We start from the raw sequence: 23,040 nt of genomic DNA on the forward strand, positions 1-23,040 counted from the left end.
TTGCCCCTCTAGTGTCCCCTGAACGGGCCGACTCATGGATGAGCCGGCCCGTTCCGCGCAAGGGGCGGTGCAATGAATACAGGAAGTAGGTACGAACTTGATTTCCAACCCACAGGAGCTGGATTGCATCATCATCGGCGCAGGTGCCGCCGGACTGACAGCGGCCACCTATCTCGCGCGCTTTCGCCGGCAATTCATCACAATCGATGCTGGCCAAAGCCGCCTGCTGTCGATTCCGACTTCACACAATTACCCGGGCTACCCGGCCGGCATCCATGGCCATGACATCCTGGATCGCATGCGCAGCCAGATGGTGCATTACGGGAAAAGCGTGGTCGCCGACAAGGTGCGCCGGCTGGAGAAGCGGCCCGATGGCAGTTTCATCGCCTCGGGTGAGCACGGGGAATGGCATGCCCGTACCGTCATTCTTGCCACCGGCGTGGTCGACGTGCCGCCGGATTTTCCCGATGTACAGGATGCGATCGCCCGCGGTTGCCTGCGCTACTGCCCGATATGCGACGGCTACGAAGCGATCGGCAAGAAGGCAGCCGTGATCGGCAAGGGCAAGGGAGGCTTGGGCGAAGCCATCTTCGTCAGGCATTTTGCGGCGGAAGTCACGCTGCTCTCGCTGACCGAAGCCCTGGACCTCTCCGAAGAGGACCGCCAGCGGCTGGCGCATGCCTCGGTGCGCGTCATCCATGAGCCGGTGTCATCCATGCGCCTGCGTGAGGAAGGCATGATCGAAGTGCAGTTGCGCGATGGCGGGCAGGAGCGCTTCGAAGTGGTATACGCGGCCCTGGGCACCCGCGTCAATTCCGAACTGGCACGCTCCCTGGGCGCGGCTTGCGCTCCCAATGGCGAATTGCGCGTCGACGAACATCAGCAGACTTCCGTCGACGGCCTCTATGCCGTGGGCGATGTGGTCGCCGGCCTGAACCAGATCACGGTAGCGATGGGACATGCCGCGATCGCCGCCACGGCGGTCCATAACCGGCTCAGAGAGCGGGACTAGCGCTTGCCCCAGCCACAGGCCGGGATGCCGCGCTCATGACGCTCTCAGTTGCACCAGAATCCAGGGCTTGACCACCACCGCCCACAAGGAAGCGTCCATCTCCAGCCAGGTGGCAGCCTGCGCATCGCTGACCTTGCCGACCCGGCTTTCCGCCATCCACTGCGCCACCACATCCTTGTCATCGTTCGCAATGCATGCTGCCACCTCTATCAGGTCGAGGTCATCGCTGACGGCAATTACGACACCGCCTGCGAAATAGCGCAGCAGTTCCTTCCATGGCATACGGGAAGTTTCGAGATTGAGCTTGGCGCGAAGCAATTCGGCCTGATCCTTCGAGGTCATCACCCTACCTTCATGGCAAAAGCCGCAGTGTAGCAGGACGAACCATGCGCGCAGGCTAGTAATGCGGAGGCTTTTCCAGTGCCGTGCCAGCCTCGCTCGCGCCTTCCTGCAAGTCCTTGATATGCCTTGCCATGGCGGAGCAAAGGGTTTCCAGCTCGTCGATTTTCTTCTGCTGCTGATAAACCGTCCGGTTGAGGGTTTCAAGCATGTCTTCCTGCGCAGCGATCTTGATTTCGATATCGACTATGCGGTCTTCATTAATCACCTTGGGTTCCTCCATCAGGCAGAAGTACATGCATGTGATGCAGCCTGCGTGCATGAGTTCGCTACAATACATGACTGTATCCACGCATCATTACCTTGCAGCAGCATAATCCAAGCTTCGTGAACGAAAAGACGCGCCAGCAATCAACATAGCGCATGCCGTTTCGATTTTGAATCCCGTCCCTCATGAGATCCACCAAAGCCAGCGCTGCCCTTGCCCGCCTCAATGCCCGCGACACCAGCCACCGGTATTCGATGGGCATGACCGCCAGCGGATTCTTTTACCTGCTGCGCGCCTCGGAATCCGGCACGCTGGAAAAGATCAGCGGCGACCTGACGCTGGAAGAATTCGTGCAGCACGTCAACCAGACTGGCCCGCAGAAAAAGGTGAAGGTCAGCAAGCTGGATGCCGCCTTTGAAAAGCAGCTGGGCGCCAAGGCAAGCGGCGCAGACAAAGCACAAAAATAAAAAGCGGCGGGCCACATATGTCCGCCGCTTTCTTCCTGGCCGGTAAAAGCGTCGACCCTTACACCCTTACACCACTTTTACCAGCAGGTTGGGCAGGCCGTCGATATGGCCTTCCATGACGTCGCCGGGCACGACCGGCCCGACATTTTCCGGCGTGCCGGAGTAGATAATGTCGCCCGGCATCAGTTCGAATGCTTCCGACAGTTTGCTGATCTGCTCTGCAACCGACCAGATCATCTGGCTGAGGTCGGCTTGCTGCCTGGTCTGCCCGTTCACTTTCAGCCAGATATTGCCCTTGGTGAAATGCCCGATCTGGGCAACCGGATGCAGCGGTCCGATTGGCGCAGAATGATCGAAGCTCTTGCCGATCTCCCAAGGCTTCTTCTGCTCGCCCATGCCGCGCTGCAGGTCGCGCCGCGTCATGTCGAGCCCGACTGCGTAGCCGAAGACATGCTGCAGGGCTTGGTCGACCGGAATATTGCGGCCGCCTTTGTTGAGCGCTGCCACCAGTTCAATTTCGTAATGGTAGTTTTTCGTCAGCGGCGGATAGGGATGATCCGTAGTCTGGCCCGGCGCTACGAACTGCACCGCGTCGCTCGGCTTCTGGAAAAAGAAGGGCGGCTCGCGCGTCGGATCCGAGCCCATTTCCCGCGCATGCGCCGCGTAGTTACGGCCGATGCAGTAGATCCGGCGCACCGGGAATTGTTCGCTTGTGCCGACGATCGGAATGGTCGCTTGCGGCACGTCGAAAATCGTCTTTGCGCGACTGCTGTTCGCGGTCACCGGCACGGCACAGCCGGCAATGGCACCCATGGCCATGGCACCGGCGGTTTGCAGGACACCGCGGCGATTGATCTTTTCCATGTGTCTTCCTCCTCAGCTTTTTCTTATATTGGAACTTCAGAAGTGCGAATCGGGCGAACATAGATATCCGCCCGGTCTTTCAGCTGGTGGCAGGAGAATTCCTGCCAGCGTCCTTACTCCTCGAAGCAGGTGCCCTTGGCATCCACCGCAATCCGGATCAATTCGTTGCCGCCGCCGCCAAACACATTGCCGCCGGTATAGGTCAGGCAACCTTCACCCTTGTAGAGGGTTTGCAGGCGCTGCGCATCATTGCCGAAATAAAACGGTATCCAGCGCTTGCCGGTTTCATGACGGATCATGTCGTTGGGCGTGCCGATCAATTCATTGACTTCGCGCATCGTCATGCCGATCTGTACCTTGGCAAACTTGCTCTTGGGTGCCGGATTACCGATGATCTCGCCCTCGAACTGCCCGTTGCGCGATTTGACGATACGTGCGCCCGGGGTCGATGGCTGGGTCTTTTCAGACGCCGCCTGCGGCGTTGCATCCGCAGTACCCGATTGATTGGTCGTCTTCTGGCTGGCGCAACCGGCGATCAGTACCGCCAATGCCAACGCACCCATGCTTGCTTTTGCTGCCATGCTTTTTTCTCCCTGATTGGATGTAGCCTGCTTTAGAGGATCGCGTCCGTATTAACAATGCGGAAATGCGACACCGTATATTGCCACCACCCCATACCGGAAGTCAGCAATGTCCGTGAGACTCCGTGTCGTTCACGCCACTTTCGGTTTCTGCAGCAAAGCCTTCAAGTTCGCCAGCCGGTTCTGGGGCGTGAGCACTTCCTCTTCGGCCGGCACCGCATCGCCCTCATCCAGCTTCATCTCCTTGATGAAGCGCGAGACGTCGCAATGCACGCTTTCGCGCGCGCGCTTGCGCTTCTTGCACCAGGAAATGTGCAGGCTGCGCTGCGCCCGGGTGATGCCGACATACATCAGGCGCCGCTCTTCCTCGATGCGCGCGCCCAGCGTATCCGCCGGCGCATCGGGGTCGCCCTTGTGCGGCAGGATGCCCTCTTCCACGCCGACCAGGAACACATGCGGGAATTCCAGTCCCTTGGAAGCATGCAGGGTCGACATGCGTACTGCATCCGGTTCTTCATCGCGGCCCTCGAGCATGGTCATCAAGGCCACCATCTGCGTCAACTCCAGCAGGCTCTTTTCCGCATCGGTGCCATCCTTGCCGCCCTTGCCCTTGTCCTTCAGCCAGGTGGTGAAGTCGATCACGTTCTGCCACTTGCTCTGCGCCTGGCGCTCGTCGAAGGTGTCGTACAGGTAGGCTTCGTAATGGATTTCCTTCATCATGTCGTCGAGCAGCTGCGCCGCATCCTCGCCGCGCTTGCTCGCGCGCGCTTCGAGCTGGTTGATGAAGTTGCAGAAATCGCGCAGCGGCGTGAGCTGGCGGTCGGCGAGTTTCGATTCGATGCCGCCCTTGAATACCGCTTCGAACAGCGAGCATTGCCACTGGCCGGCGAAAGCGCCGAGCGTTTCCAGCGTCGATTGCCCGACGCCGCGCCTGGGCGTGGTCACTGCGCGGATGAAAGCGGGATCGTCGTCGGCATTCGCGACCAGGCGCAGATAGCTGATGATGTCCTTGATCTCGGCGCGGTCGAAAAAACTCTGACCACCGGAAATCGTGTAGGGAATGCGTTCCTTGCGCAGCGCCTGTTCGATCACACGTGCCTGGTGGTTGCCGCGATAGAGGATCGCGTAGTCGGAGAATTTCGCGCGGCGCTCGAAACGGTGCGCCGACAGCATGATCGCGACCTGCTCGGCTTCCTGTTCCTCGTCCTGCATCGCCATCACCTTGATCGGATCGCCCAGGCCATGCTCCGACCACAGCTTCTTCTCGAACAGCTTGGGATTGTTAGAGATCACGGCATTCGCCGCCTGCAGGATGCGGGTGGTGGAACGGTAGTTCTGCTCCAGCTTGATGACCTTGAGGTCGGGGAAATCGATCTGCAGCTGCTTCAGGTTTTCCAGCGTCGCGCCGCGCCAGGCATAGATCGCCTGGTCATCGTCGCCCACGGCGGTAAACATCGGTTTCTTGCCGATGCCGGTCACCAGGAGCTTCACCAGTTCATACTGGCAGGTGTTGGTGTCCTGGTACTCGTCGACCAGCAGATAGCGCAGTTTGCGCTGCCACCTGTCGCGCACCGCTTCGTTGTTGCGGAACAGTTCGACCGGCAGCCGGATCAGGTCGTCGAAGTCCACTGCCTGGTAGGCATTCAGCGTCGCGACATAATTGCGGTAGATGCGCGCGGCCTGCGCCTCGTCTTCGGTGGCAGCCTGCTTGATCGCGGTTTCGGGATCGACCAGGCCGTTCTTCCACAGCGACATCGCGGTCTGGATGCGGCGGATCGCCTGCTTGTCGGTGGTGGCCGACAAGTCCTGCACCAGCGCGAAGCAATCGTCGCTGTCGAGAATGGAGAAGCGGTCCTTCAATCCGAGTTCCTTCGCTTCGCGCCGCAGGATCTGCACGCCGAGCGAGTGAAAGGTGCAGACGGTGAGCTGCTTGGCTTCCTTCGGTTCCTTCAGCAGCTTGGCAATGCGTTCCTGCATTTCAGCTGCCGCCTTGTTGGTGAAGGTGACGGCGGCGATGTTCTTTGCTTCATAGCCGCAGTGCTCGATCAGGTGCGCGATCTTTTGCGTGATCACGCGCGTCTTGCCGGAACCGGCACCGGCCAGCACCAGACAGGGACCATCCATGTAGTGCACGGCTTCGCGTTGCGGGGCATTCATACCGGAGTGCGTGGGATGGGACATGCGGAAACCTGGAACGACGAAAGCGGCTCATTGTAGCAGCGCAAGCCGATGCCCATTACGCGTGTGCAAGTTTTGCGACGGTAAAAACTGCTGCCCTTTTCGGAAGCCGGTTATTTTGCTAGTGATTGCGGCGCGTCGCCAATGCAAGATTGGCATCGCCTCGGATGAAAGCGACTTGACGGACGACTTGCGACATGCCTGCGCAAGCCGGCATATGAAGACTACCGATGCCGTGCCCAGGGCTGCTTTCGCCAGGCGCGGACGCGCCCGGGTCGCCGGTTATGCGAAAGGCTAATACATCTGGCCTTGCCCAAAGCAGGCACTGTGGTCAGGCGTACGCTGCACCATGCTGCCGAGCCTAGTCGGCTCAGGCCAGCGCTTTGTGCACCTCACTCCACCACGCCCAGCTTGCCGCTGTGGCTGCCCATGTACCACAGGCGCCCTTTGGCATCGACGATCATCTTGCGTATGCCTTCGTTTTTGGTGGGCAGGGGAAATACCTGGAAGCGTTCGCTGGCAGGGTCGAACAGCGTGACGGTATCGGTGCCGATTTCATTTGCCCAGACCTTGCCCGCGCCGTCGACCGTCACCGCATACGGATTGCCGTTTGGGCCCGCAGGCATGTCGTAGCTCTTGATGATACGTGATGTTCCGGCGTCGATATGGGTGAGCTTGCCGTCCCCGTAACGCACCACCCACAGGGTATTGTCGGGCGCTGCTGCAATGCGGCGCGGGTTGGAACCGTCACCAAGGTCCAGCTCGGTGATTTTGCCGGACCGCGCGTCGATGCGGCCCACGCGTCGGCCGCTGGCCTGGCAGAACCAGACATTGCCGTCACGGTCCATCGCCAGGCCATAAGGCCCGTCGCGTGTGCTGAACTCCGACATCTTTTTGGTGCTGCGGTCATAGCGGGTCACCTTGTCCGCCGACTGGTTGGTGAACCAGAGCGCGTTGCGACCATCGGAAATGATCGTGTGCGGACTGCCGCCAGAAGGCGTTTTATGCGCGACCATCTTTCCCGGCTGCCCCTCCTCGAAGGGAATTTCGAGCAGAGTGCCATTGCCGTTGCCGGTCATCCAGACCGTGCCTTGTTCATCGACCACCAGCCCGTGCGGGCGTGTGCCGGCCGGCAGGTCCCATTCCTCGAATTTCTGGGTCGCAGGATCGAAACGCGCAAGCTTGTTGCCATGCATGACGGCGATGTAAATCTTGCCGTCGGGGGCGGCAGCCGGGTCGCGCGCAAACTTCGGTGTCGGCACCGGCCACTCGCTGATCTTGCCCGTGGGCTGCGAAATGCCGGGCGTGATGGTGTAGTTGGAGCCGCCCGCGAGCGCAAGCGCGGGCAGTAGCGTCGCTATCGGCAGCATCCTTCGCATGGCGCTCTCCTTTCGATGATCGCCTATTGTGGCGCGACCGGACCGCACTTGCGCATCCAAGAGACCGCGCTTTGGAGGCAAATCAAAACATCTGCACCCTACGCATGCGCCGTTTCGCCTCGGCTCGTGATGCCCGGGCCAGAATGCCCTATCGCGGACGGGCGAGGTCCATCGTCCAGTATTGCTTGTAGGAGGATGCGTCGTTGCTGACACAGGACACACCCACCTCGGTGAAGCTGCCGTTCATGATGTTGGCGCAGTGTCCCGGGCTTTGCAGCCAGCCATTCATCACATCCTCCACCGTGCGCTGGCCGGCCGCGATGTTTTCTCCCACGGCGGACCAGGCATAGCCGGCGTCGCTGATGCGCTGGCTGAAGCTTCTTCCATCCTGGCTGGTATGGGAAAAGTAGTTATTGTTCGCCATGTCGAGCGAATGACCAGCGGCGGCGTCGAATAGTTTGCCGTTCCAAGCGAGCGGCGCTGCGGCCTGGTACAGCGTGTTGCCGCACATGCGGCTGGCGGCACGGGCCTGATTCAGGCGATTCAGGATTTCCTGCTGAAAGTTGGACAGGCCACAGCTTGTCACCGCCGGCACGGTCGGTACCGATGGTGTTCCGGAAGTCGAGCCGGATGTCGAGGCCGTCGGTGACGAGTTCGGCGCTGAGGCCGGGCTTTGCGTCGCTGCGGGTGATGTGCTGGGTGCGGGGACCGGATTGGATGTCTGCGTCGACGTGGATGATGAAGCCGGAGCGGGAGTTGGCGTCGAAGTTTGCGCGGAGGCCGGGGCCGATGCGGAAGCCGAGGGGAGGGGCGAGTCCGTGGCCGGCACGGATGTGGCCGCCTGTGCCTCGGATTGCGAGGAACTGGAGCCGCCTCCGCCGCATGCGGCAACGGCGAGCGTAAGTGAACAAAGGGATAAGCGGGTGATGCGTTTCAAGTTGGGCTCCTGCAAGCGGAATATGGGACTGCCGCCCGTCGTGACTACGTGGCGGATGGCGCGACATCATTCTTGATCCGAAGCGAAGCGTGCTCCGCGTTTCCGCCTTCTCTGATGCGGTTTCCTGAAAGACATTGCAGGACTTCAACGAGTTCCGAAAGGAAATAATTTGTTTCACAAAGCCTATTGCCTGAACCGAGACATAACCCGCATCCGACAGGGATGCCGCAAGCGGCTTTTTCCTTGTCTGGAACACAACGCGATAATGCGTGCCCGGGAGGAGACGGGCAATTCGGGCGTTGGCGCAGTTTCGCGGCAGTCAATGTTCACAGTGCGTTTGATATGGGTTTACACTGGACGGCTTTCCTTCCCAGTGAGGCCACGCAGTCATGAAGTTTGCCCACCTTGTTGAAATCAACGACCCGCTCAATCCCCTCATCAGCCGCCTGACGCGCGAGCAATTGTGGCGCGGGCTGGTGGCGCGCGCAGAATCACCCCAGGATTTCATTCCATCTCTGGATCGCTGCCTGCTGCATGAGCGCACCGAACTCACGCTCGCGCGCGAGCTGCACTTCGGAGACTTGGTGGTGCGCGACCAGGTGACGTTCCTGCCGCAGCACCAGGTGCGTTACCAGGTGCCGAAGCAAAAGGACATTTCGGCATCGAGCCTGACGATGACCATCGAGGAGCCGGAACCGGATATCTTCTTCGTGCGCTTCGAATATGACGACGGCAACGAACCCGTATCGAGTGCCGAAGCCTTCTATGATGAATTCCGCCGGTCGGCATACCAGGAAGCGGACATCGATACGATCCGCATCATCCGGCAAATGGCCGAGGAAGGCCTGCTCGACGGCGCATAGAAAAAAAGCCTGCCGGCGCGGCGAACCGGCGCCGGCAAGCGAGAGAAGCCTGCCTGTGGCCAAGGGCAGGCAGGCCATGATGAAAGGACTAGTGGCGTCGTTGGCCGGTCACACGTTCCTTGCCGTAGCGGACCGCATCCTTCACCTTTTCCCAGGCGGTTTCAGGATGATTGCGTTCCCAATCGCTGCGGATGTCCGCTTCCGAATCGTTCCAGCCAGAAGTCTTGTAGCGATCATTATCGGCGAGCGTCGATCCGTAGCGGTAGGCGGATGCATAGTCGTCGTAGTTGCCACCCTGCTGACCATAGGCGCTTTGCCAGTGCTTGCGGTAATCGGCATCATCACCCATGCCCATAGTATCCGCCGTCGTGCCACGCATGCCCGCGGCTCCGGTTGTAGCGGTCTTGCCGCTGCCGTCCGCGCCGAGTTCCTCGACTTCGACGTCGGTCCTGCGTACGGTGTCCTTGACATCTTCCGTGCGCTGCGTGACTTCCTTGCCGACCTGGACTTCCTCGACGACGCGCGCCGTCTTTGAGACTACCGGCTCTTCCGCCATTTCGCGCATTTCAACCTGGCCTTCCTTGAAGGCAGCGAGATCGGCTTCGGTTGCCGGCTTGTCGACCGGATGGCGTTCGACGTTGACGTGCTCTTCACGCAGCGTCACCGATTCATTGACAGGCCGTTCGCTCACCCGCTGGAACACACGCACGCCACCGCGCTGCACCTCGCGCTTGCCGACACGCAGCTCTTCCTCGACCACCGGGATCGTGGTGCCCTCCTTGGTCTTGCGCATGTTCTTGTCCGACGTATCCGACATATCCGACGTGTCCCTATCCCGGTCCATGTTCATGCTTGCGCCGGTGGTCGTATCGGCGCTTGCGCCGGTAGTCGCGCTCGTCCCCCTGTCCCTCGCATACATGCTGCGGTCCTGCTGGATTTCGCTGTCGCTCATCATGGGTGCATTGGGGTCGTATCCGGTCCATCCCTGGCTGCGCCACTGGGTCGAACGCTCGTCCACATCGACCGGATCATGCCGGTTCATGATGTCGATGGCGCGATCGCGCTGCTCTTCGCTGTCGGCGTTGACTGCCAGCACACAGCTTCCGCGACGCACTGCTTCGGAATAGATGTCGCTGTGCTGAGCGTCATCATCCATGCCAAACAGCGATCGGAAGAAGTTGCCGATCGCAGATCCGTGATGCTCTTCATGTGTTGCCGGTGCAGCAGTGGTGCCACCGGCGGTCGAGCGATCGCTGGTCGGATTCAGTTGCACGCTGTCTCGGGAAAAGCCGGCATTGAGCAATTCATCCATTGCACTCTGAGCGTGCGTAGAACTGTCATATACGGCAATGACTGTGTTTTCCATGGTTCATTTCTCCTTAAACATGAAAGCGGCATAAGCCGGCCGTGGTACTGAGCTGGAGGAGCAATCTTTTGCATAAGCCGTGCCTGCTATGGAGTGCGTTCGTCGAAACGCTCCACCTCGACTTGCTCCCGGCGTAGCTGCACGTTCTGCGGCTCATGGACCTGTTGCCGCTTGCGCGTGATGCGCACTTCCTCTTTCAACATGAGCTGCTTTTGCACGACCAGCACTTCCTCCAGCACAGGCACCACGAAGGTATCGCCTTCGTAATGTGCCTCAGGCGCCTCTCCCGACACGACCTGCCCGATGGGTACATGCTCGACGTTCAGTTCCTCCCGCAACAGCGGCAGATCGGCCTGCTGTGTTTCCTCGATCACCGCCTTGTGCAACCGGACGCCGCGGCCCGTGTCTACCAGCCGCTTGCCTACCTGCAGTTCCTCTTTCAGGACCGGCACGGTGATGCCACCTTTTTCTCCCTGCGCGGTCACGTTATCGAATGCGAACGGCAGGCGGTAACTGTCTTCACCTTCGGGAATCAAGAGGTGGACCGGCACGATCACCTGAGGGCCGCTGTCGCTGAGCTGGATGCAGGCCTGCAATTCCGCTTCGCCATCTTGCACCGACAGGATGGATGCACGATGACCTGCTGCATCCACCAGCCGTGCGCGGGTCAGGCGGCTGGCACTCGTGGCAGCGTCGTCTGCCGGGGATTGGCTCATGGGTAGTCATGCTCCGTTTAGGAAAAAAACGAGCAATGCAAGTTGTGGGCCGGGCAGCTGCGCAGCGAACTGGGAGGACCGCATGGGCGGGCAATCCGATTTTTACCCGTTCGCAGAAAGAATTACAGGGGTCGGATGTGAGAGGGTGTCAGCCGCCGGCGAAAGAACTAATGGAAATGCATGGGCTCTTATTCTTGTTCAATCAATGCAATTTCAAGGAGGCACTTATGCCAAGGATTATTGCCGGGCGATTCGAACTGCAGGAGCAGGCTCAGGATGTGGTTGATGAACTGGTGCAAGCGGGGTTTGCACGCGAGCATGTCACTTCGTTTTATTTGAATCCAGCCGGACGCCATGATGAGTATCCGATAGGCGGCGATCAGGCAGTCTCGCCAGGTGCGAAGGATACCGGCAAGAGCGTTGCTGCCGGTGTTGCCGCGGGCGCGGCAGCAGGCGTGGCGGCAACACCCGTGCTCGGCCCCCTGGGGCCGGTGACTGGTGGCTTGCTCGGTGCCCATCTGGGCGGACTGGCGGGTGGGCTCTCGGGCATGAAGGATGAGGGTGATGCGGGAAAGAATGAACAGGACGCGGAAAACGCGGCGCCGGCGCGCAAGTCGGGAATGATGGTCGGCGTCGAAGTCGACGATGAGGAACAGGAAGACCGTGCAATCAGCCTGCTGCGCTCGATGGGCGGCATGGATATCGAACGCGCGGAAGGCCGGATTGCCGAAGGCGACTGGAGCGACTTCAATCCGCAGTCGATACCGGAACTCATTGCGGAAGCGCCGGGGCAGCAGCGCAGCGATCCGGCGCAGCGGGCCTGATTTGACGCGGTTTGAATGCCGCCGCCCTCAGCAGCCCAAGGGAGGCGCGTTCAGCCGGTTGGCAGGCAGGCGCTAGCGTCTTCTCTTCTTCCAGTTGTATCCCGGGTCGGGATCGGCTACGCCTGCCGGCCCGACCGAGTTCGGATTCTCCGATGCCATGGTGACGAAGCAGATCTGCTCGCCCTGCCTTTGCCTCGTTCTCAGCTCTTCCATGAATTTCATCGCCGAGACCATGTCGCTCGTATCGAACTCCCTGGAGTAGGCGACCTTCAGGGCATGTTCGACGACCGTCCAGTAGACCATGTACATAGTTGTCTCCACGTTCTGCCGCAAAGCAGCCTGATGCTCCTCTAAGTGCGAAAGCCGGATCAGATTTCCACCGGATCGACTTCCAGCGACCATTTCACCCGGGTCTTCATCACCCGCAGCTCCGCCATCCAGCTTTTCAGGAATGCCTGCAGGGCCGGACGCGAATGCGATTCGACCAGCAATTGCGCGCGCTCGACATTCGCGATGCGGGTCATGGTCATCGGGATCGGGTCGTTCATGATGATGCCCGGATGCTCCATGCAGGTGGCCGCCTGCTGCAGGAATTCGATCGCGATCTGTAGTTCGCGTGCCTCGGCGCGGAGCAATGCTTGGTAAATGAAGGGCGGCAAGCCTGCCTGCTGGCGCTCCTGCAGGAGCACGTCGGCGAAGCGTTCGTAATCGTGCCCCATCACCGCGGCATACAGCGGATGCTGCGGATATCGGGTCTGGATCAGCACTTCGCTCGGATTGCCGCCTTCCTTGCGCGCCGCGCGGCCGGCGCGGCCGGAGACCTGCATCAGTTGCGCGAACAAGCGCTCGCTGGCGCGGTAGTCCTGGGAAAACAGTGCGGTATCAGGATTGAGCACGCCAACTAAAGTCAGGTGCCGGAAATCGTGACCCTTGGCGACCATCTGCGTGCCGATCAGGATGTCGACCTCGCCGCGGTGCACCGACTCGAAGGCGGCCTGCGCAGTGCCCTTGCGGCGGGTGGAATCGGCGTCGATGCGCATGATGCGCGCATCGGGGAAGATCTGCTGCAAGCCCTCCTCCACCCGCTGCGTGCCGCGCCCGAGTGGTTGCAGGTCGATGTTGCCGCAGGTCGGACAGGCGCGCGGAATGCGCTGCTCCAGGCCGCAATGGTGGCAGCGCAGGCGCTGGTCCGGCTTGTGCAGCACCATGAAGGCGGTGCACCGGCTGCAACTGCTGACCCAGCCGCAGGCATCGCAGGCGATCACCGGCGCGTAGCCGCGCCTGTTCAGGAACAGCAGCGATTGCTCGCCGCGTTCGAGCCGCAGCTTCAAGGCGGAAATCAGGTTGGAGGTGAGGCCGGCGGATGGCTTGTCGCGCTCCATGTCGATCAGCTTCACCTTCGGCAGCACCGCATCCTTGACTGCCCGCTCGCGCAATTCCAGCCTGCGATAACGTCCCGACTGCGCATGCTGCCAGGTCTCGAACGAAGGCGTGGCCGAACCGAGCACGATCGGAATGGCAAGCTGGTGCGCACGCCACACGGCAAGGTCGCGCGCGGAATAGCGCAAGCCTTCCTGCTGCTTGTAGGAAGGATCGTGCTCTTCGTCGACGATGATCAACTTCAAATGCGGCAGGGAAGCGGTAATCGCCAGCCGGGTGCCGAGGATGATGCGCGCCTGGCCGAGATGCGCCATCAGCCAGTTGGTCATGCGCTCGCCTTCGGCCAGCCCGCTGTGCAGGGTGGCAATCGCCACGCCGGGAAAGCGCTGGCGCACATTCTGTTCCAGCTGCGGCGTCAGATTGATTTCCGGGACCAGGATCAGAATTTGCGCCGGTGCTTGCTGCTGCGCGCTTTCCTGCAACACGCGCGCGGCGGCCTGCAGATAGACCTCGGTCTTGCCGCTGCCGGTAACGCCATACAGCAGCAGCGGCGCGAAGCCACGGGCGTCGGCGATGGTATCGGCGGCCTGCCGCTGCGCCTCGTTCAGCACGGGGGCATCGGCCGGCGCGGGATCATGCAGCACCGTCGTCTTGGCCAGCTTCTTCAGGGCGCGGTCGAGGGAGGTGGATTGCAGTGCGCGCAGGTTTTTCGGCAGGGCTGGCACGGCGACTTCACCAAACGGGCGCTGATAGTAATCGGCCGCAAAGCCGCACAAGGCCATCCATTGCGGCGGCAGCGGCGGCAACTGGGTCCGCACCGCCAGCACGTCTTTCACCTTGTCCGCGGGGAGATCACTGCTGTCTTCGATGGCCACCACGATGCCGACGATGGAGCGGCGCCCGAAAGGGACCAGTGCTAGCTGGCCTGGCGCCGGCAGTGACGGCATCTCCGGGCTTTCAGTCCAGCGGTAATCGAAATACCGGTCCAGCGGGGTATCGAGGGCAATCTTGAGAATTCGGGTGGTCGCCAACTTGATATTCGGATTAAGGAACCGGGCTAAACCACGGTTTTATAAGTATTTTTTCAACTATCCACAAGTCCTGTGGATAACTTTGTGGAGAAGGCTTTCTTTTCCTTTTGAGCAGGAAGTTTCTGTATGGGCGCAACAGGCGGCACAAAAGAATGGTCAAAAATATTCTTCTTTAGAATCAGTAGTTTAGCGAATTCTGCTCGCCTGCGCAAAATTACATCCTCTTACAAAGTTGTTGCTTTGTATCGAAAACTATGTTTGCCGGTTTTGTGAATAAGTAAGTTTTGGAGGAATAAAAAAGCCGGATGTCAACAGTGAGAAGCAGAAAAATAATGGGCCGGACATTGCATGCTGCAAGGCACACAGGGAGTCAAGGGGCCTACCGCCGGCAAAAGGATGTCGGACTGGCATCTTTTGCCGTCCTTCCGTCCCAAAACTTAATGTCTTTTTTTCAAAACTGGAGCTAAGCCCCAGTTTTGTAAACGCTTTTTCAGCTATCCACAAAAACTGTGGAAAACTTTGTGGACAAGGCCTGCTTGACAACCGAAAAACCCAAGCGCCATGCGGGTTCCGGGGCGATGATGAATCGAAAAGCAGAAAATAGTTTGTGTAAAATCAAGGACTTAAAAATCGGTACACTCTAGAAAGGTTTACCTAAAAAAATTTTTTTTGATGCTTTGCACAAGCGCCGTTTTTGTGAATAAGCCGCTGCCCGAGTGGACGTGCAGCAGCCTTTTTCATGCGCTTCCGGAATGAATGGCGGTCGATTCGGCCTTAGTCAGCCCTGCGCATGCTGCGGCTTACTTCATGCACGGTATCGACGAGGACTGTCACTGCTTCAGGCGGCGTGAACTGGGAAATGCCGTGGCCGAGATTGAACACATGGCCGGCTCCGGCCTCTGGCGCACCAAAGGCCTGCAACACCTTGGTCGCTTCCGCGCGAATCTGCTCCGGCTTTGCAAACAATACCGCCGGATCGAGATTGCCTTGCAGGGCGACCTTGCGGCCTACCCGGGCCCGCGCATTGGCAAGATTCACCGTCCAATCCAGCCCCACCGCATCGGCGCCGCTATCGGCGATCTGTTCCAGCCACAGGCCGCCACCCTTGGTAAAGACGATGGCGGGAATGCGCACGCCTTCATGCTCGCGCTTCAGCTGGCCCAGCACCTCCCGCATGTAGCGCAGGGAGAACTCCTGGTACACGCCATCAGCCAGCGCCCCACCCCAGGTATCGAAAATCATCACTGCCTGCGCGCCGGCATCGATCTGGGCATTCAGGTAGCTGGCGACCGCATCGGCATTGGTCTTCAGGATGTGGTGCATCAGGTCCGGCCGGCTGTAGAGCATGGTCTTGACGGTGCGGAAATCATCCGAGCCGCCGCCTTCCACCATGTAGCAGGCGAGCGTCCATGGGCTGCCGGAAAAACCGATCAGCGGCACGCGGCCGTTCAGCGCACTGCGGATCTGGGTGACCGCGTCGAACACATACTGCAACTCGCCGAGATCGGGCGCCCGCAGGGCGAGGACGGCCTGCTCGTCGCGCAGCGGGCGCTGGAATTTCGGCCCCTCCCCTTCGGCGAAATACAAGCCGAGGCCCATTGCATCCGGCACCGTCAGAATGTCGGAAAACAGGATGGCAGCGTCGAGCGCATAACGGTCGAGCGGCTGCAGCGTGACTTCGGTCGCATAGTCCGGATTCTTGGCAAGGCCAAGGAAGGAACCGGCGCGCTTGCGGGTCGCGTTATATTCCGGCAAATAGCGGCCGGCCTGTCGCATCAGCCACAGCGGCGTGTATTCGGTAGGCTGGCGCAACAGGGCGCGCAGGAAGGTATCGTTCTTGAGAGATGCGAATCGGGATGACATGACGGGCTTTCAATAAGCCGCCATTATCGCCGATGCACGGCACTTGTTCCAAACCGGCAGAAACGCCACGGCCAGGAGGAGATGACAAGCCGTCAGGCTGGCGTGGTGAGTTTGGCCACCCGCTCCTCGTCAGCGACGCGCCGGATGTAGGCGGCAAAGTCCGGATCCTCGCCGCGCAGCAGTTGCGGCAGCAGGAAGTAAAAGTCTTCTCGCCGGCACCACTCGCGCATGTAGTCGTCCCAGGACCGCCAGCGCCGCAAGGCCACGCCCTTCAGATCGGGTTCGTAGGAAACGATGTAGGCGCGCTCGAACAAGGCAATCAGCATTTCGAAAATGATCAGCATCCGCTCGCGCTGTTCCGGCGTCATGTCCGTCCGGGCCGTGGCGCTGCGCAATTGCAGGTCGGGATTGTCCAGCACGATTTTCAGGAAATCGTTGTAGGCATTCTGCAGCAGCTGGTAAGCCTCTTCATCTTCCGCATCTCTTTCCTTGCGTTGCTCGAACAGGAACACGGAGATGGCGAACGGCAAGCCGATTACGGTCACCATATAGCTGGCGACTTCCCAGAGGTCATGGTTGAGAATGAAGTTCATGGCTGTTTTTCAATCCGGGGCGTGCAGGGAGCTACAATCTGCAGCATCAACATTGCCATACTGTATCGTATTGGACCTCAACGGCGAGCCAGGATGCTTTGCGCTGTTGTAAGGATTCTTACACCGCCGCTGCCATAATGAACCGGGCCGCCACGCCGGGCCAGCGGTTGTACCTGTTCCATCACATGCCGGAGACCACATGGACAAATACATACTCGCGCTTGACCAGGGCACGACCAGTTCGCGTGCCATCCTGTTCGATCATTCCGGCAAGATCCGCGGCACGGCGCAGCAGGAATTCCGCCAGATTTTTCCCCGCCCTGGCTGGGTGGAGCATGACGCCAACGAAATCTGGCAATCCCAGCTCGCCGTGCTGCAGCAGGTGCTGCGCGAGAACCACGTCAGCGCATCCGATATTGCCGCCATCGGCATCACCAACCAGCGTGAAACGACGGTCTTGTGGGACCGCGCCAGTGGCGAACCGGTGGCGCACGCCATCGTCTGGCAGGACCGGCGCACCGCGGACTTTTGCGAACGCCTGCAAGCGGAAGGCCGCACCGGCGTGTTCCAGCACAAGACCGGCCTGATCATCGACTCCTATTTTTCCGGCACCAAGCTCAGATGGCTGCTCGACAATGTGCCAGGCGCACGTCTGCGTGCGGAGCGCGGCGAGCTGGCTTTCGGTACCGTCGATGCCTGGCTGATCTACAAGCTCAGCGGCAGGCATGTGACCGACGTCAGCAATGCGTCACGCACCCTCCTCTTCAATATCCGGACCCAGCAGTGGGATGAGCAGTTGCTGGAACTCCTGGACATTCCGCGTTCGCTGCTGCCGGACGTCGCACCGAGCAGCGGCATCGTGGCCCACACCCGTGCAGACATACTCGGCCGATCGCTTCCCATCGCCGGCATCGCAGGCGACCAGCAGGCGGCGACCTTCGGCCAGGCCTGCCATCGACCGGGAATGGCCAAGAATACTTACGGCACCGGCTGCTTCATGCTGATGAATACCGGCAGCGAAGTTATCTCCTCGCATAACAATCTGCTGACGACGATAGGCTGGACCATGGGCGAGCGCCTGCCCGGCAAGACCGACTACATGCTCGAAGGCAGCGTGTTCATGGCGGGCGCGACAGTGCAGTGGCTGCGCGATGGACTCGGCATCATCAACAGCTCCGCCGAGGTGGAAGCGCTCGCCACCAGCGTACCGGACACCGGCGGGGTGATGTTCGTGCCGGCCTTCACCGGACTCGGCGCGCCCTACTGGGATGCCCACGCGCGCGGCACCGTCGTCGGCGTGACACGCGGAACGACCAAGGCGCATATCGCGCGCGCGGCGCTGGAAAGCATCGCCTACCAGACGGTCGATGTGCTGGAAGCGATGCAGCGCGATTCCCTGATCGAGCTGACCGAACTGCGGGTCGACGGCGGCGCTGCGCGCAACGACTTGCTGATGCAGTTCCAGGCCAACATCCTTGGCGTGCCGGTAGTGCGTCCGGTGGTCACCGAAACCACCGCGCTCGGCGCCGCTTATCTTGCGGGCCTCGCGGTCGGCTTCTGGTCATCGCAGCAGGAGATCGCGGCGCAATGGCAGATGGAGCGGCGCTTCGAGGCGCGCATGTCAGCGGAGGAGAGACAGCAGCGGCTCGCGGTGTGGCGGCGTGCGGTGGAGCGGGCGCGGGGGTGGAGTGAGTGAATTGGCGGGTGATGCGGCAAATGAATACGGCTCTGCGGATTGCCGACGCTAACGTGCCAAATGCGAAGAGGGTTTAATGAATAACGTTATCACTTGTTCAAGGTGCAACTATCAAGGCCAAATCAAAAAGCTTCGCATCAAGCGCCTTGAGCAAGAGGTTCCGGTATGCGAAGAATGTGATGCTTTATGGCTTACTCCTTTACGGGAGGAGCCGGTGTACGGAGTGGACTTTATTGATTTCAAATCTTTCTTGGAAGGGCAAGGTGTGAAATACGATGCGTCCGAATGGGAGCCGGTAGATGCAGGTAGCGCAAGCAAAATTTAAGTTCACTTTTAGATATCCAATTCAGGCAACCCAATGACTGGCAGACTTGGTTTCAGGCCGCTTGGCATGAGCGTGAGGAGTCGATTTACTCTTTATTATTTGGTGACCTAGGTCCCGGAATTTACCCGCTCGATTTCGATCTATTCAACTCCTGCTTTGGCAACCCAGAGATCGATCCTCGCTGGCTGCATATCGGCGTATTTGAGTCTCCACCTAATCAACGTCGAAATGGCTGGCTCTACGTATCGTCCGGCTTGTCAAATGCATGGGAGGCGGAGCAGCCAGATTCAAGCTCATGGTCTGGCCTCGGATTAGAGTTAGTTATCCAATGCAATCAGCAGGCCCCTTGGGCGCTTTCGCTGTTACGCAAGCTTACTGCTTATCAGCTTCTTCTCAGCGCAGGTCATTTTGGTGACAAACCACTACTGGATTTTTGGGACCGTATGCAGACAGGAGGCCCGGTTGATAGAGAGTCGAGTGAGTTGCGTGCCCTGCTATTTGCCCCATCTGTCCAGTTTGCCGGAGCACATCAATTACTGTCAGGGCGTTTTGAATTTCTTCAGGTCGTTGGCATCACGATTGCCGAACTTGAGTACGGTCGAACCAATGGATATGACGAGTTGCATCAAAAATTACTTGCTGCAGGTGCATCTCCGGAAATCGACGCGTTGAGGATGTCAGTTGTTTGAAGTGCTTGGTACCTGACACTATCAGTCCTCGGAAGTGCTTTTGTGAGCTACTACCCTGCCGCCCCATGCGCCGGCGCCGGCGCCGGCGCCACCACCACCTTCACCTGCGCCTCCTTCAGCACCGTCGACAACGGCTCCGGCGGCCGGGCATCGGTGAACAGCACATCGATCTGCGAAACATGCGCCATGCGTACCAGGGCCTGACGGCTGAACTTGTTGCTGTCAGCGGCCAGCCAGACTTCCCGCGACTGCTCGATGATGGTTTGCGCGACCTTGACTTCGCGCGGGTCGAAGTCGCGCAGGGTGCCGTCGGGTTCGATGCTGGAAATGCCGATGATGCCGATGTCGACCTTGAACTGCCGGATGAAGTCGATCGTGGCTTCGCCGACGATGCCGCGGTCGGGTCGGCGCACCACGCCGCCGGCCAGGATCACTTCGCTGTGCGGATTGTCGGCGAGGATGGCCGCGACATTCAGGTTGTTGGTCACCACATGCAGGCCCTGGTGATGGACCAGCGCGCGCGCCACTTCTTCTGTAGTGGTGCCGATGTTGATCAGCAGTGAGCAGCCGGGGCGCACGCGCGCGGCAACCGTGGCGGCGATGCGGCGCTTGGCGTCGGCATGCAGGAGCTGGCGCTGGCGGTAATCGATGTTTTCCACCGACGAAGGCAGGCCGACGCCGCCGTGATAGCGCGCCAGCAGCTTTGCCTCTTCCATCTGCTTCAGATCCCGCCGCACCGTCTGGGGCGTGACGTCCAGCGCCCGCGCCAGTTCTTCCACTGAGATCGTCAGCTGCTGCTGCACGAAGCCGAGCAGTTTTCGTTGCCTTGGGTTAAGAATCATGCCTCACCTGACTGCAAAACGAACAAAAACGAACAATATCAAACAAAGTAATTGTTGATTTGATTTCTTATTTTGTCGTATCGTATGCTTGTCTAAATGCTAATTCAATCTTAGTTCTCTTACGGCGCAATCCGATGGAACAGGCATCCGGAACGATCGAATGCGATCTGCTGGTCGTCGGCGGCGGCATCAATGGCGCCGGGATTGCGCGCGACGCGGCCGGGCGCGGCCTGTCGGTGGTCCTGTGCGAGAAGGATGATCTCGCTTCGCATACTTCTTCTGCCTCCACCAAGCTGATCCATGGCGGCCTGCGCTATCTCGAACATTACGAATTCCGCCTGGTGCGCAAGGCTCTGATCGAGCGCGAAGTCCTGCTGCGCTCGGCGCCGCACATCATGCGGCCCTTGCGCTTCGTGATGCCGCATGACCAAGGCCAGCGCCCTGGCTGGATGATACGCGCCGGCCTGTTCCTGTACGACAGCCTTGCGCGGCGCGAACTGCTGCCGGCATCGCAAGGCGTCGACCTGCGCCGCCATGGTGCCGGCAAGCCGCTGAAAAAGGCCTATACCCGCGGCTTCGCCTATTCCGACGGCTGGGTCGACGATGCGCGGTTGGTGGTGCTGAATGCGATGGATGCTGCGGAAAAGGGAGCGCTGGTCCTGACCCGGACACAGTGCGAAGCGGCAGCGCCGCAAGACGGCTTCTGGCATGCGACCCTGCGCAAGCCCGACAGCCGGGCTATGCAGGTGCGGGCGCGCTGCATGGTGAATGCAACCGGACCCTGGGCTGCGGGATTCCGGCAGGCGGCAACCGGGCAGGCTTCGAGCCAGACATTGCGCCTGATCAAGGGTAGCCATATTGTGGTCAGGTGCCTGTTCGACCATCCTTATGCGTACATCTTCCAGCACCCGGACGGGCGCATCGTATTCGCAATTCCGTATGAGCGCGATTTCACCCTGATCGGCACCACCGATGTCGATTATGAGGGCGATCCCGACCAGGTGGTGATCGACCAGGAGGAAACGGCCTACCTGTGCGAGCTGACGAATCACTATTTCGAGAGACCTCTCACGCCCGCCGATGTGGTGTGGTCGTATTCCGGCGTGCGCCCCCTAGTGGAGGACGAAGCTGCCGACGCGTCGGAAGTCACCCGCGATTACCGGCTTGAATTCGAGGACCGTGGCGCACCGCTGCTGTCGGTATTCGGCGGGAAGATCACCACCTTCCGCAAGCTGGCGGAGGAAGCAGTCGACATGCTGGCCCCGGCGCTCGGCAATCGCCAAGGCGGCTGGACCGGGAATGCCTGCCTGCCTGGCGGTGATGTGTTCGGGCCGCAGCCATCCAACCGGGCGGTGCTCGAATTCGAGCGCTTCGTGCAGGACCTGCAGCAAAAATATGCCTGGATTGCGCCGCAGCTGGTCGAGCGATATGCCCGCGCTTACGGTACGCGAGTCGACAAGCTGCTCGCGGGCCGCTCAAGCATGGAAGACATGGAAGAGGAAATCGCGCCGGGACTGTTTGCCGTCGAGGTTGATTATCTGATGCGCCATGAATGGGTGCTGACTGCGGCCGACATTCTGTGGCGCCGCTCCAAGCTGGGCCTGCATCTGCCGCGAGGAGCCGAAGAAAAACTGGAAGCATGGATGGCGGCAAGCCGCGCTGTGGCCAGCGTGCCGTCCGGCACAAGTTGAAGCAGTGCGTGCAACACGATTCTGGGAGGAAGAGAGTGCGCCTGGCCTTACACGACATCAGCAAGAAACACGGCGCTGAAGATCATCTTTATCCGATGTCGCTGGAACTCATGCCCGGCGCCATCAATGTCCTGCTCGGGCCGACGCAGGCGGGAAAGACTTCGCTGATGCGCATCATGGCCGGCCTAGACCGCCCGAGCACTGGCCGGGTGCTGGCCGACGGCCAGGACGTTACCGGCGTGCCGGTGCGCGAGCGCAAGCTCGCCATGGTGTACCAGCAGTTCATCAACTATCCCTCCATGACGGTGTTCGACAATATCGCCTCGCCGCTGCGCATCCAGGGCATTCCCGAAGCACAGGTCCGAATCCGCGTCGCCGCCATGGCCGAGCGGCTGCATATCGCGCCCTTCCTGCAGCGCCTGCCGGCCGAACTCTCGGGGGGACAGCAGCAGCGCACCGCACTGGCGCGGGCCCTGATCAAGGACGCCTCGCTGCTCCTGCTCGACGAGCCGCTTGTCAACCTGGATTACAAGCTGCGCGAGGAGTTGCGCGAAGAACTGGCCGAGCTGTTCGCCGAAGGCCGGACCACCGTCGTCTATGCCACCACCGAGCCGCTGGAAGCCTTGCAGCTGGGCGGCTACACTGCCGTCCTTTCCGAAGGACGGCTGCTGCAATATGGCAGAACGCTCGATGTGTTCCATGCCCCGGGTTCGATCGAGGCAGCGCGCGTGTTCAGCGATCCGCCGATCAATCTCATTCCGGCAAGCCTGGAGACGAATGGCCTGGCGCACGCCGGCGCGGGCCTTGCCCTTCCCCTGACGGCGGACCAGCGCGCGCGCGCCAGCGGGCACCGGAGCCTGACGCTGGGACTGCGTGCGCACAGCTTGCGCAGCGAGCGCATGCATGCGGATGATTTTCCGATCGAGGTGGAAGTCGCCCTCTCGGAGATCAGCGGCTCGGAAACCTATGTGCACATGCATCGCGACAGCCTTTCGCTGGTCGCTCAGCTGACGGGCGTGCATGACATCGCGCTCGGTGAGCGTTGCACCATGTACTGCCGGCCGGAAGAAATATTTCTGTATACGGCGGAAGGCGCCCTGCTGTTCGCGCCGCATCAGCCAGCAGCGGGGGCCTGA

The 23,040-nt window shown here is 60.4% G+C and carries 23 protein-coding genes; 9 read left to right on the forward strand and 14 right to left on the reverse strand.

The genetic code is table 11. From position 1 onward, the window contains the following. Positions 1-97: 97 nt before the first annotated feature. The gene (locus HGHM_RS02400; RefSeq protein WP_019139905.1) at positions 98-1,012 is read left to right on the forward strand and encodes an NAD(P)/FAD-dependent oxidoreductase; all 915 of its coding nucleotides are present in this window, start codon (positions 98-100) and stop codon (positions 1,010-1,012) included. 33 nt (positions 1,013-1,045) lie between these two features. On the opposite strand, the gene HGHM_RS02405 is transcribed toward HGHM_RS02400, so the two are convergent. Together HGHM_RS02405 and HGHM_RS02410 are read right to left on the reverse strand one after the other, a co-directional pair. Next, positions 1,046-1,354: a DUF2288 domain-containing protein gene (locus tag HGHM_RS02405; protein ID WP_019139906.1), complete on the reverse strand. Its 309-nt coding sequence runs from the start codon at positions 1,352-1,354 to the stop codon at positions 1,046-1,048. Positions 1,355-1,409: 55 nt separating this feature from the next. Next, positions 1,410-1,619 carry a SlyX family protein gene (locus HGHM_RS02410; protein ID WP_034348654.1) on the reverse strand — a complete coding sequence of 70 codons (210 nt, stop codon included), beginning with the start codon at positions 1,617-1,619 and terminating at the stop codon, positions 1,410-1,412. Positions 1,620-1,804: 185 nt separating this feature from the next. Here HGHM_RS02410 and HGHM_RS02415 point away from each other — a divergent pair, with 185 nt between their 5' ends. Further along, entirely contained in the window at positions 1,805-2,086 is a 282-nt protein-coding gene (locus HGHM_RS02415; protein WP_019139908.1) for a hypothetical protein, read from the forward strand. 66 nt (positions 2,087-2,152) lie between these two features. On the opposite strand, the gene HGHM_RS02420 is transcribed toward HGHM_RS02415, so the two are convergent. The 5 genes from HGHM_RS02420 to HGHM_RS23585 all read right to left on the reverse strand — a co-directional run bounded on the left by HGHM_RS02420 (position 2,153) and on the right by HGHM_RS23585 (position 8,025). After that, positions 2,153-2,950, reverse strand: coding sequence for a fumarylacetoacetate hydrolase family protein (locus HGHM_RS02420; protein WP_019139909.1), 798 nt, complete (start codon positions 2,948-2,950; stop codon positions 2,153-2,155). Between the two features lie 113 nt (positions 2,951-3,063). Further along, positions 3,064-3,531, reverse strand: coding sequence for a hypothetical protein (locus tag HGHM_RS02425; RefSeq protein WP_020693807.1), 468 nt, complete (start codon positions 3,529-3,531; stop codon positions 3,064-3,066). Between the two features lie 132 nt (positions 3,532-3,663). Further along, complete coding sequence (locus HGHM_RS02430) at positions 3,664-5,688, reverse strand: UvrD-helicase domain-containing protein (RefSeq protein WP_019139911.1); 2,025 nt, start codon at positions 5,686-5,688, stop codon at positions 3,664-3,666. Positions 5,689-6,101: 413 nt separating this feature from the next. Further along, positions 6,102-7,088, reverse strand: coding sequence for a Vgb family protein (locus HGHM_RS02440; protein ID WP_148415308.1), 987 nt, complete (start codon positions 7,086-7,088; stop codon positions 6,102-6,104). A 148-nt stretch (positions 7,089-7,236) separates the two neighbouring features. After that, on the reverse strand, positions 7,237-8,025 hold the full coding sequence (locus HGHM_RS23585; RefSeq protein ID WP_218918031.1) for a CAP domain-containing protein: 789 nt from the start codon (positions 8,023-8,025) through the stop codon (positions 7,237-7,239). 389 nt (positions 8,026-8,414) lie between these two features. On the opposite strand from HGHM_RS23585, the gene HGHM_RS02455 reads away from it, so the two are divergent. Beyond that, positions 8,415-8,888, forward strand: a complete 474-nt coding sequence (locus HGHM_RS02455; protein ID WP_019139916.1) for an SRPBCC family protein — start codon at positions 8,415-8,417, stop codon at positions 8,886-8,888. Between the two features lie 88 nt (positions 8,889-8,976). Here the strand turns inward: HGHM_RS02455 and HGHM_RS02460 are convergent, their stop codons facing one another. Together HGHM_RS02460 and HGHM_RS02465 are read right to left on the reverse strand one after the other, a co-directional pair. After that, positions 8,977-10,254, reverse strand: coding sequence for a YsnF/AvaK domain-containing protein (locus HGHM_RS02460; RefSeq protein ID WP_019139917.1), 1,278 nt, complete (start codon positions 10,252-10,254; stop codon positions 8,977-8,979). Between the two features lie 86 nt (positions 10,255-10,340). Then, positions 10,341-10,970: a YsnF/AvaK domain-containing protein gene (locus HGHM_RS02465; protein WP_019139918.1), complete on the reverse strand. Its 630-nt coding sequence runs from the start codon at positions 10,968-10,970 to the stop codon at positions 10,341-10,343. Positions 10,971-11,197: 227 nt separating this feature from the next. On the opposite strand from HGHM_RS02465, the gene HGHM_RS02470 reads away from it, so the two are divergent. Then, entirely contained in the window at positions 11,198-11,794 is a 597-nt protein-coding gene (locus tag HGHM_RS02470; protein WP_051155306.1) for a hypothetical protein, read from the forward strand. A gap of 72 nt (positions 11,795-11,866) precedes the next feature. On the opposite strand, the gene HGHM_RS02475 is transcribed toward HGHM_RS02470, so the two are convergent. The 4 genes from HGHM_RS02475 to HGHM_RS02490 form a co-directional block, all read right to left on the reverse strand. Then, positions 11,867-12,103 carry a hypothetical protein gene (locus HGHM_RS02475; RefSeq protein WP_019139920.1) on the reverse strand — a complete coding sequence of 79 codons (237 nt, stop codon included), beginning with the start codon at positions 12,101-12,103 and terminating at the stop codon, positions 11,867-11,869. Between the two features lie 59 nt (positions 12,104-12,162). Further along, positions 12,163-14,205 (reverse strand): primosomal protein N', encoded by a 2,043-nt coding sequence (locus HGHM_RS02480; RefSeq protein WP_019139921.1) that lies wholly within the window; start codon positions 14,203-14,205, stop codon positions 12,163-12,165. A gap of 774 nt (positions 14,206-14,979) precedes the next feature. Beyond that, positions 14,980-16,068 carry a uroporphyrinogen decarboxylase gene (gene hemE / locus HGHM_RS02485; protein WP_019139922.1) on the reverse strand — a complete coding sequence of 363 codons (1,089 nt, stop codon included), beginning with the start codon at positions 16,066-16,068 and terminating at the stop codon, positions 14,980-14,982. Between the two features lie 92 nt (positions 16,069-16,160). Beyond that, positions 16,161-16,661, reverse strand: a complete 501-nt coding sequence (locus HGHM_RS02490; protein WP_019139923.1) for a hypothetical protein — start codon at positions 16,659-16,661, stop codon at positions 16,161-16,163. 199 nt (positions 16,662-16,860) lie between these two features. On the opposite strand from HGHM_RS02490, the gene glpK reads away from it, so the two are divergent. The 3 genes from glpK (at position 16,861) to HGHM_RS22545 (ending at position 19,371) form a co-directional block, all read left to right on the forward strand. Next, the gene (gene glpK / locus HGHM_RS02495) at positions 16,861-18,357 is read left to right on the forward strand and encodes a glycerol kinase GlpK (RefSeq protein ID WP_019139924.1); all 1,497 of its coding nucleotides are present in this window, start codon (positions 16,861-16,863) and stop codon (positions 18,355-18,357) included. 76 nt (positions 18,358-18,433) lie between these two features. Next, on the forward strand, positions 18,434-18,682 hold the full coding sequence (locus HGHM_RS20430; protein WP_019139925.1) for a hypothetical protein: 249 nt from the start codon (positions 18,434-18,436) through the stop codon (positions 18,680-18,682). A gap of 191 nt (positions 18,683-18,873) precedes the next feature. Then, the gene (locus HGHM_RS22545) at positions 18,874-19,371 is read left to right on the forward strand and encodes a suppressor of fused domain protein (RefSeq protein ID WP_245549234.1); all 498 of its coding nucleotides are present in this window, start codon (positions 18,874-18,876) and stop codon (positions 19,369-19,371) included. Positions 19,372-19,421: 50 nt separating this feature from the next. Here HGHM_RS22545 and HGHM_RS20435 read toward each other — a convergent pair whose 3' ends face one another. Beyond that, a complete protein-coding gene (locus tag HGHM_RS20435; protein WP_173390512.1) occupies positions 19,422-20,213 on the reverse strand; it encodes a DeoR/GlpR family DNA-binding transcription regulator in 792 nt (263 codons plus the stop codon). A 134-nt stretch (positions 20,214-20,347) separates the two neighbouring features. Here HGHM_RS20435 and glpD point away from each other — a divergent pair, with 134 nt between their 5' ends. After that, on the forward strand, positions 20,348-21,904 hold the full coding sequence (glpD, locus tag HGHM_RS02515; protein ID WP_019139927.1) for a glycerol-3-phosphate dehydrogenase: 1,557 nt from the start codon (positions 20,348-20,350) through the stop codon (positions 21,902-21,904). 35 nt (positions 21,905-21,939) lie between these two features. Continuing rightward, positions 21,940-23,040 (forward strand): ABC transporter ATP-binding protein, encoded by a 1,101-nt coding sequence (locus tag HGHM_RS02520; protein ID WP_026075635.1) that lies wholly within the window; start codon positions 21,940-21,942, stop codon positions 23,038-23,040.

It is taken from the genome of Noviherbaspirillum massiliense JC206 (assembly GCF_000312045.1).
Taxonomy (GTDB): Bacteria; Pseudomonadota; Gammaproteobacteria; order Burkholderiales; family Burkholderiaceae_D; genus Noviherbaspirillum; species Noviherbaspirillum massiliense.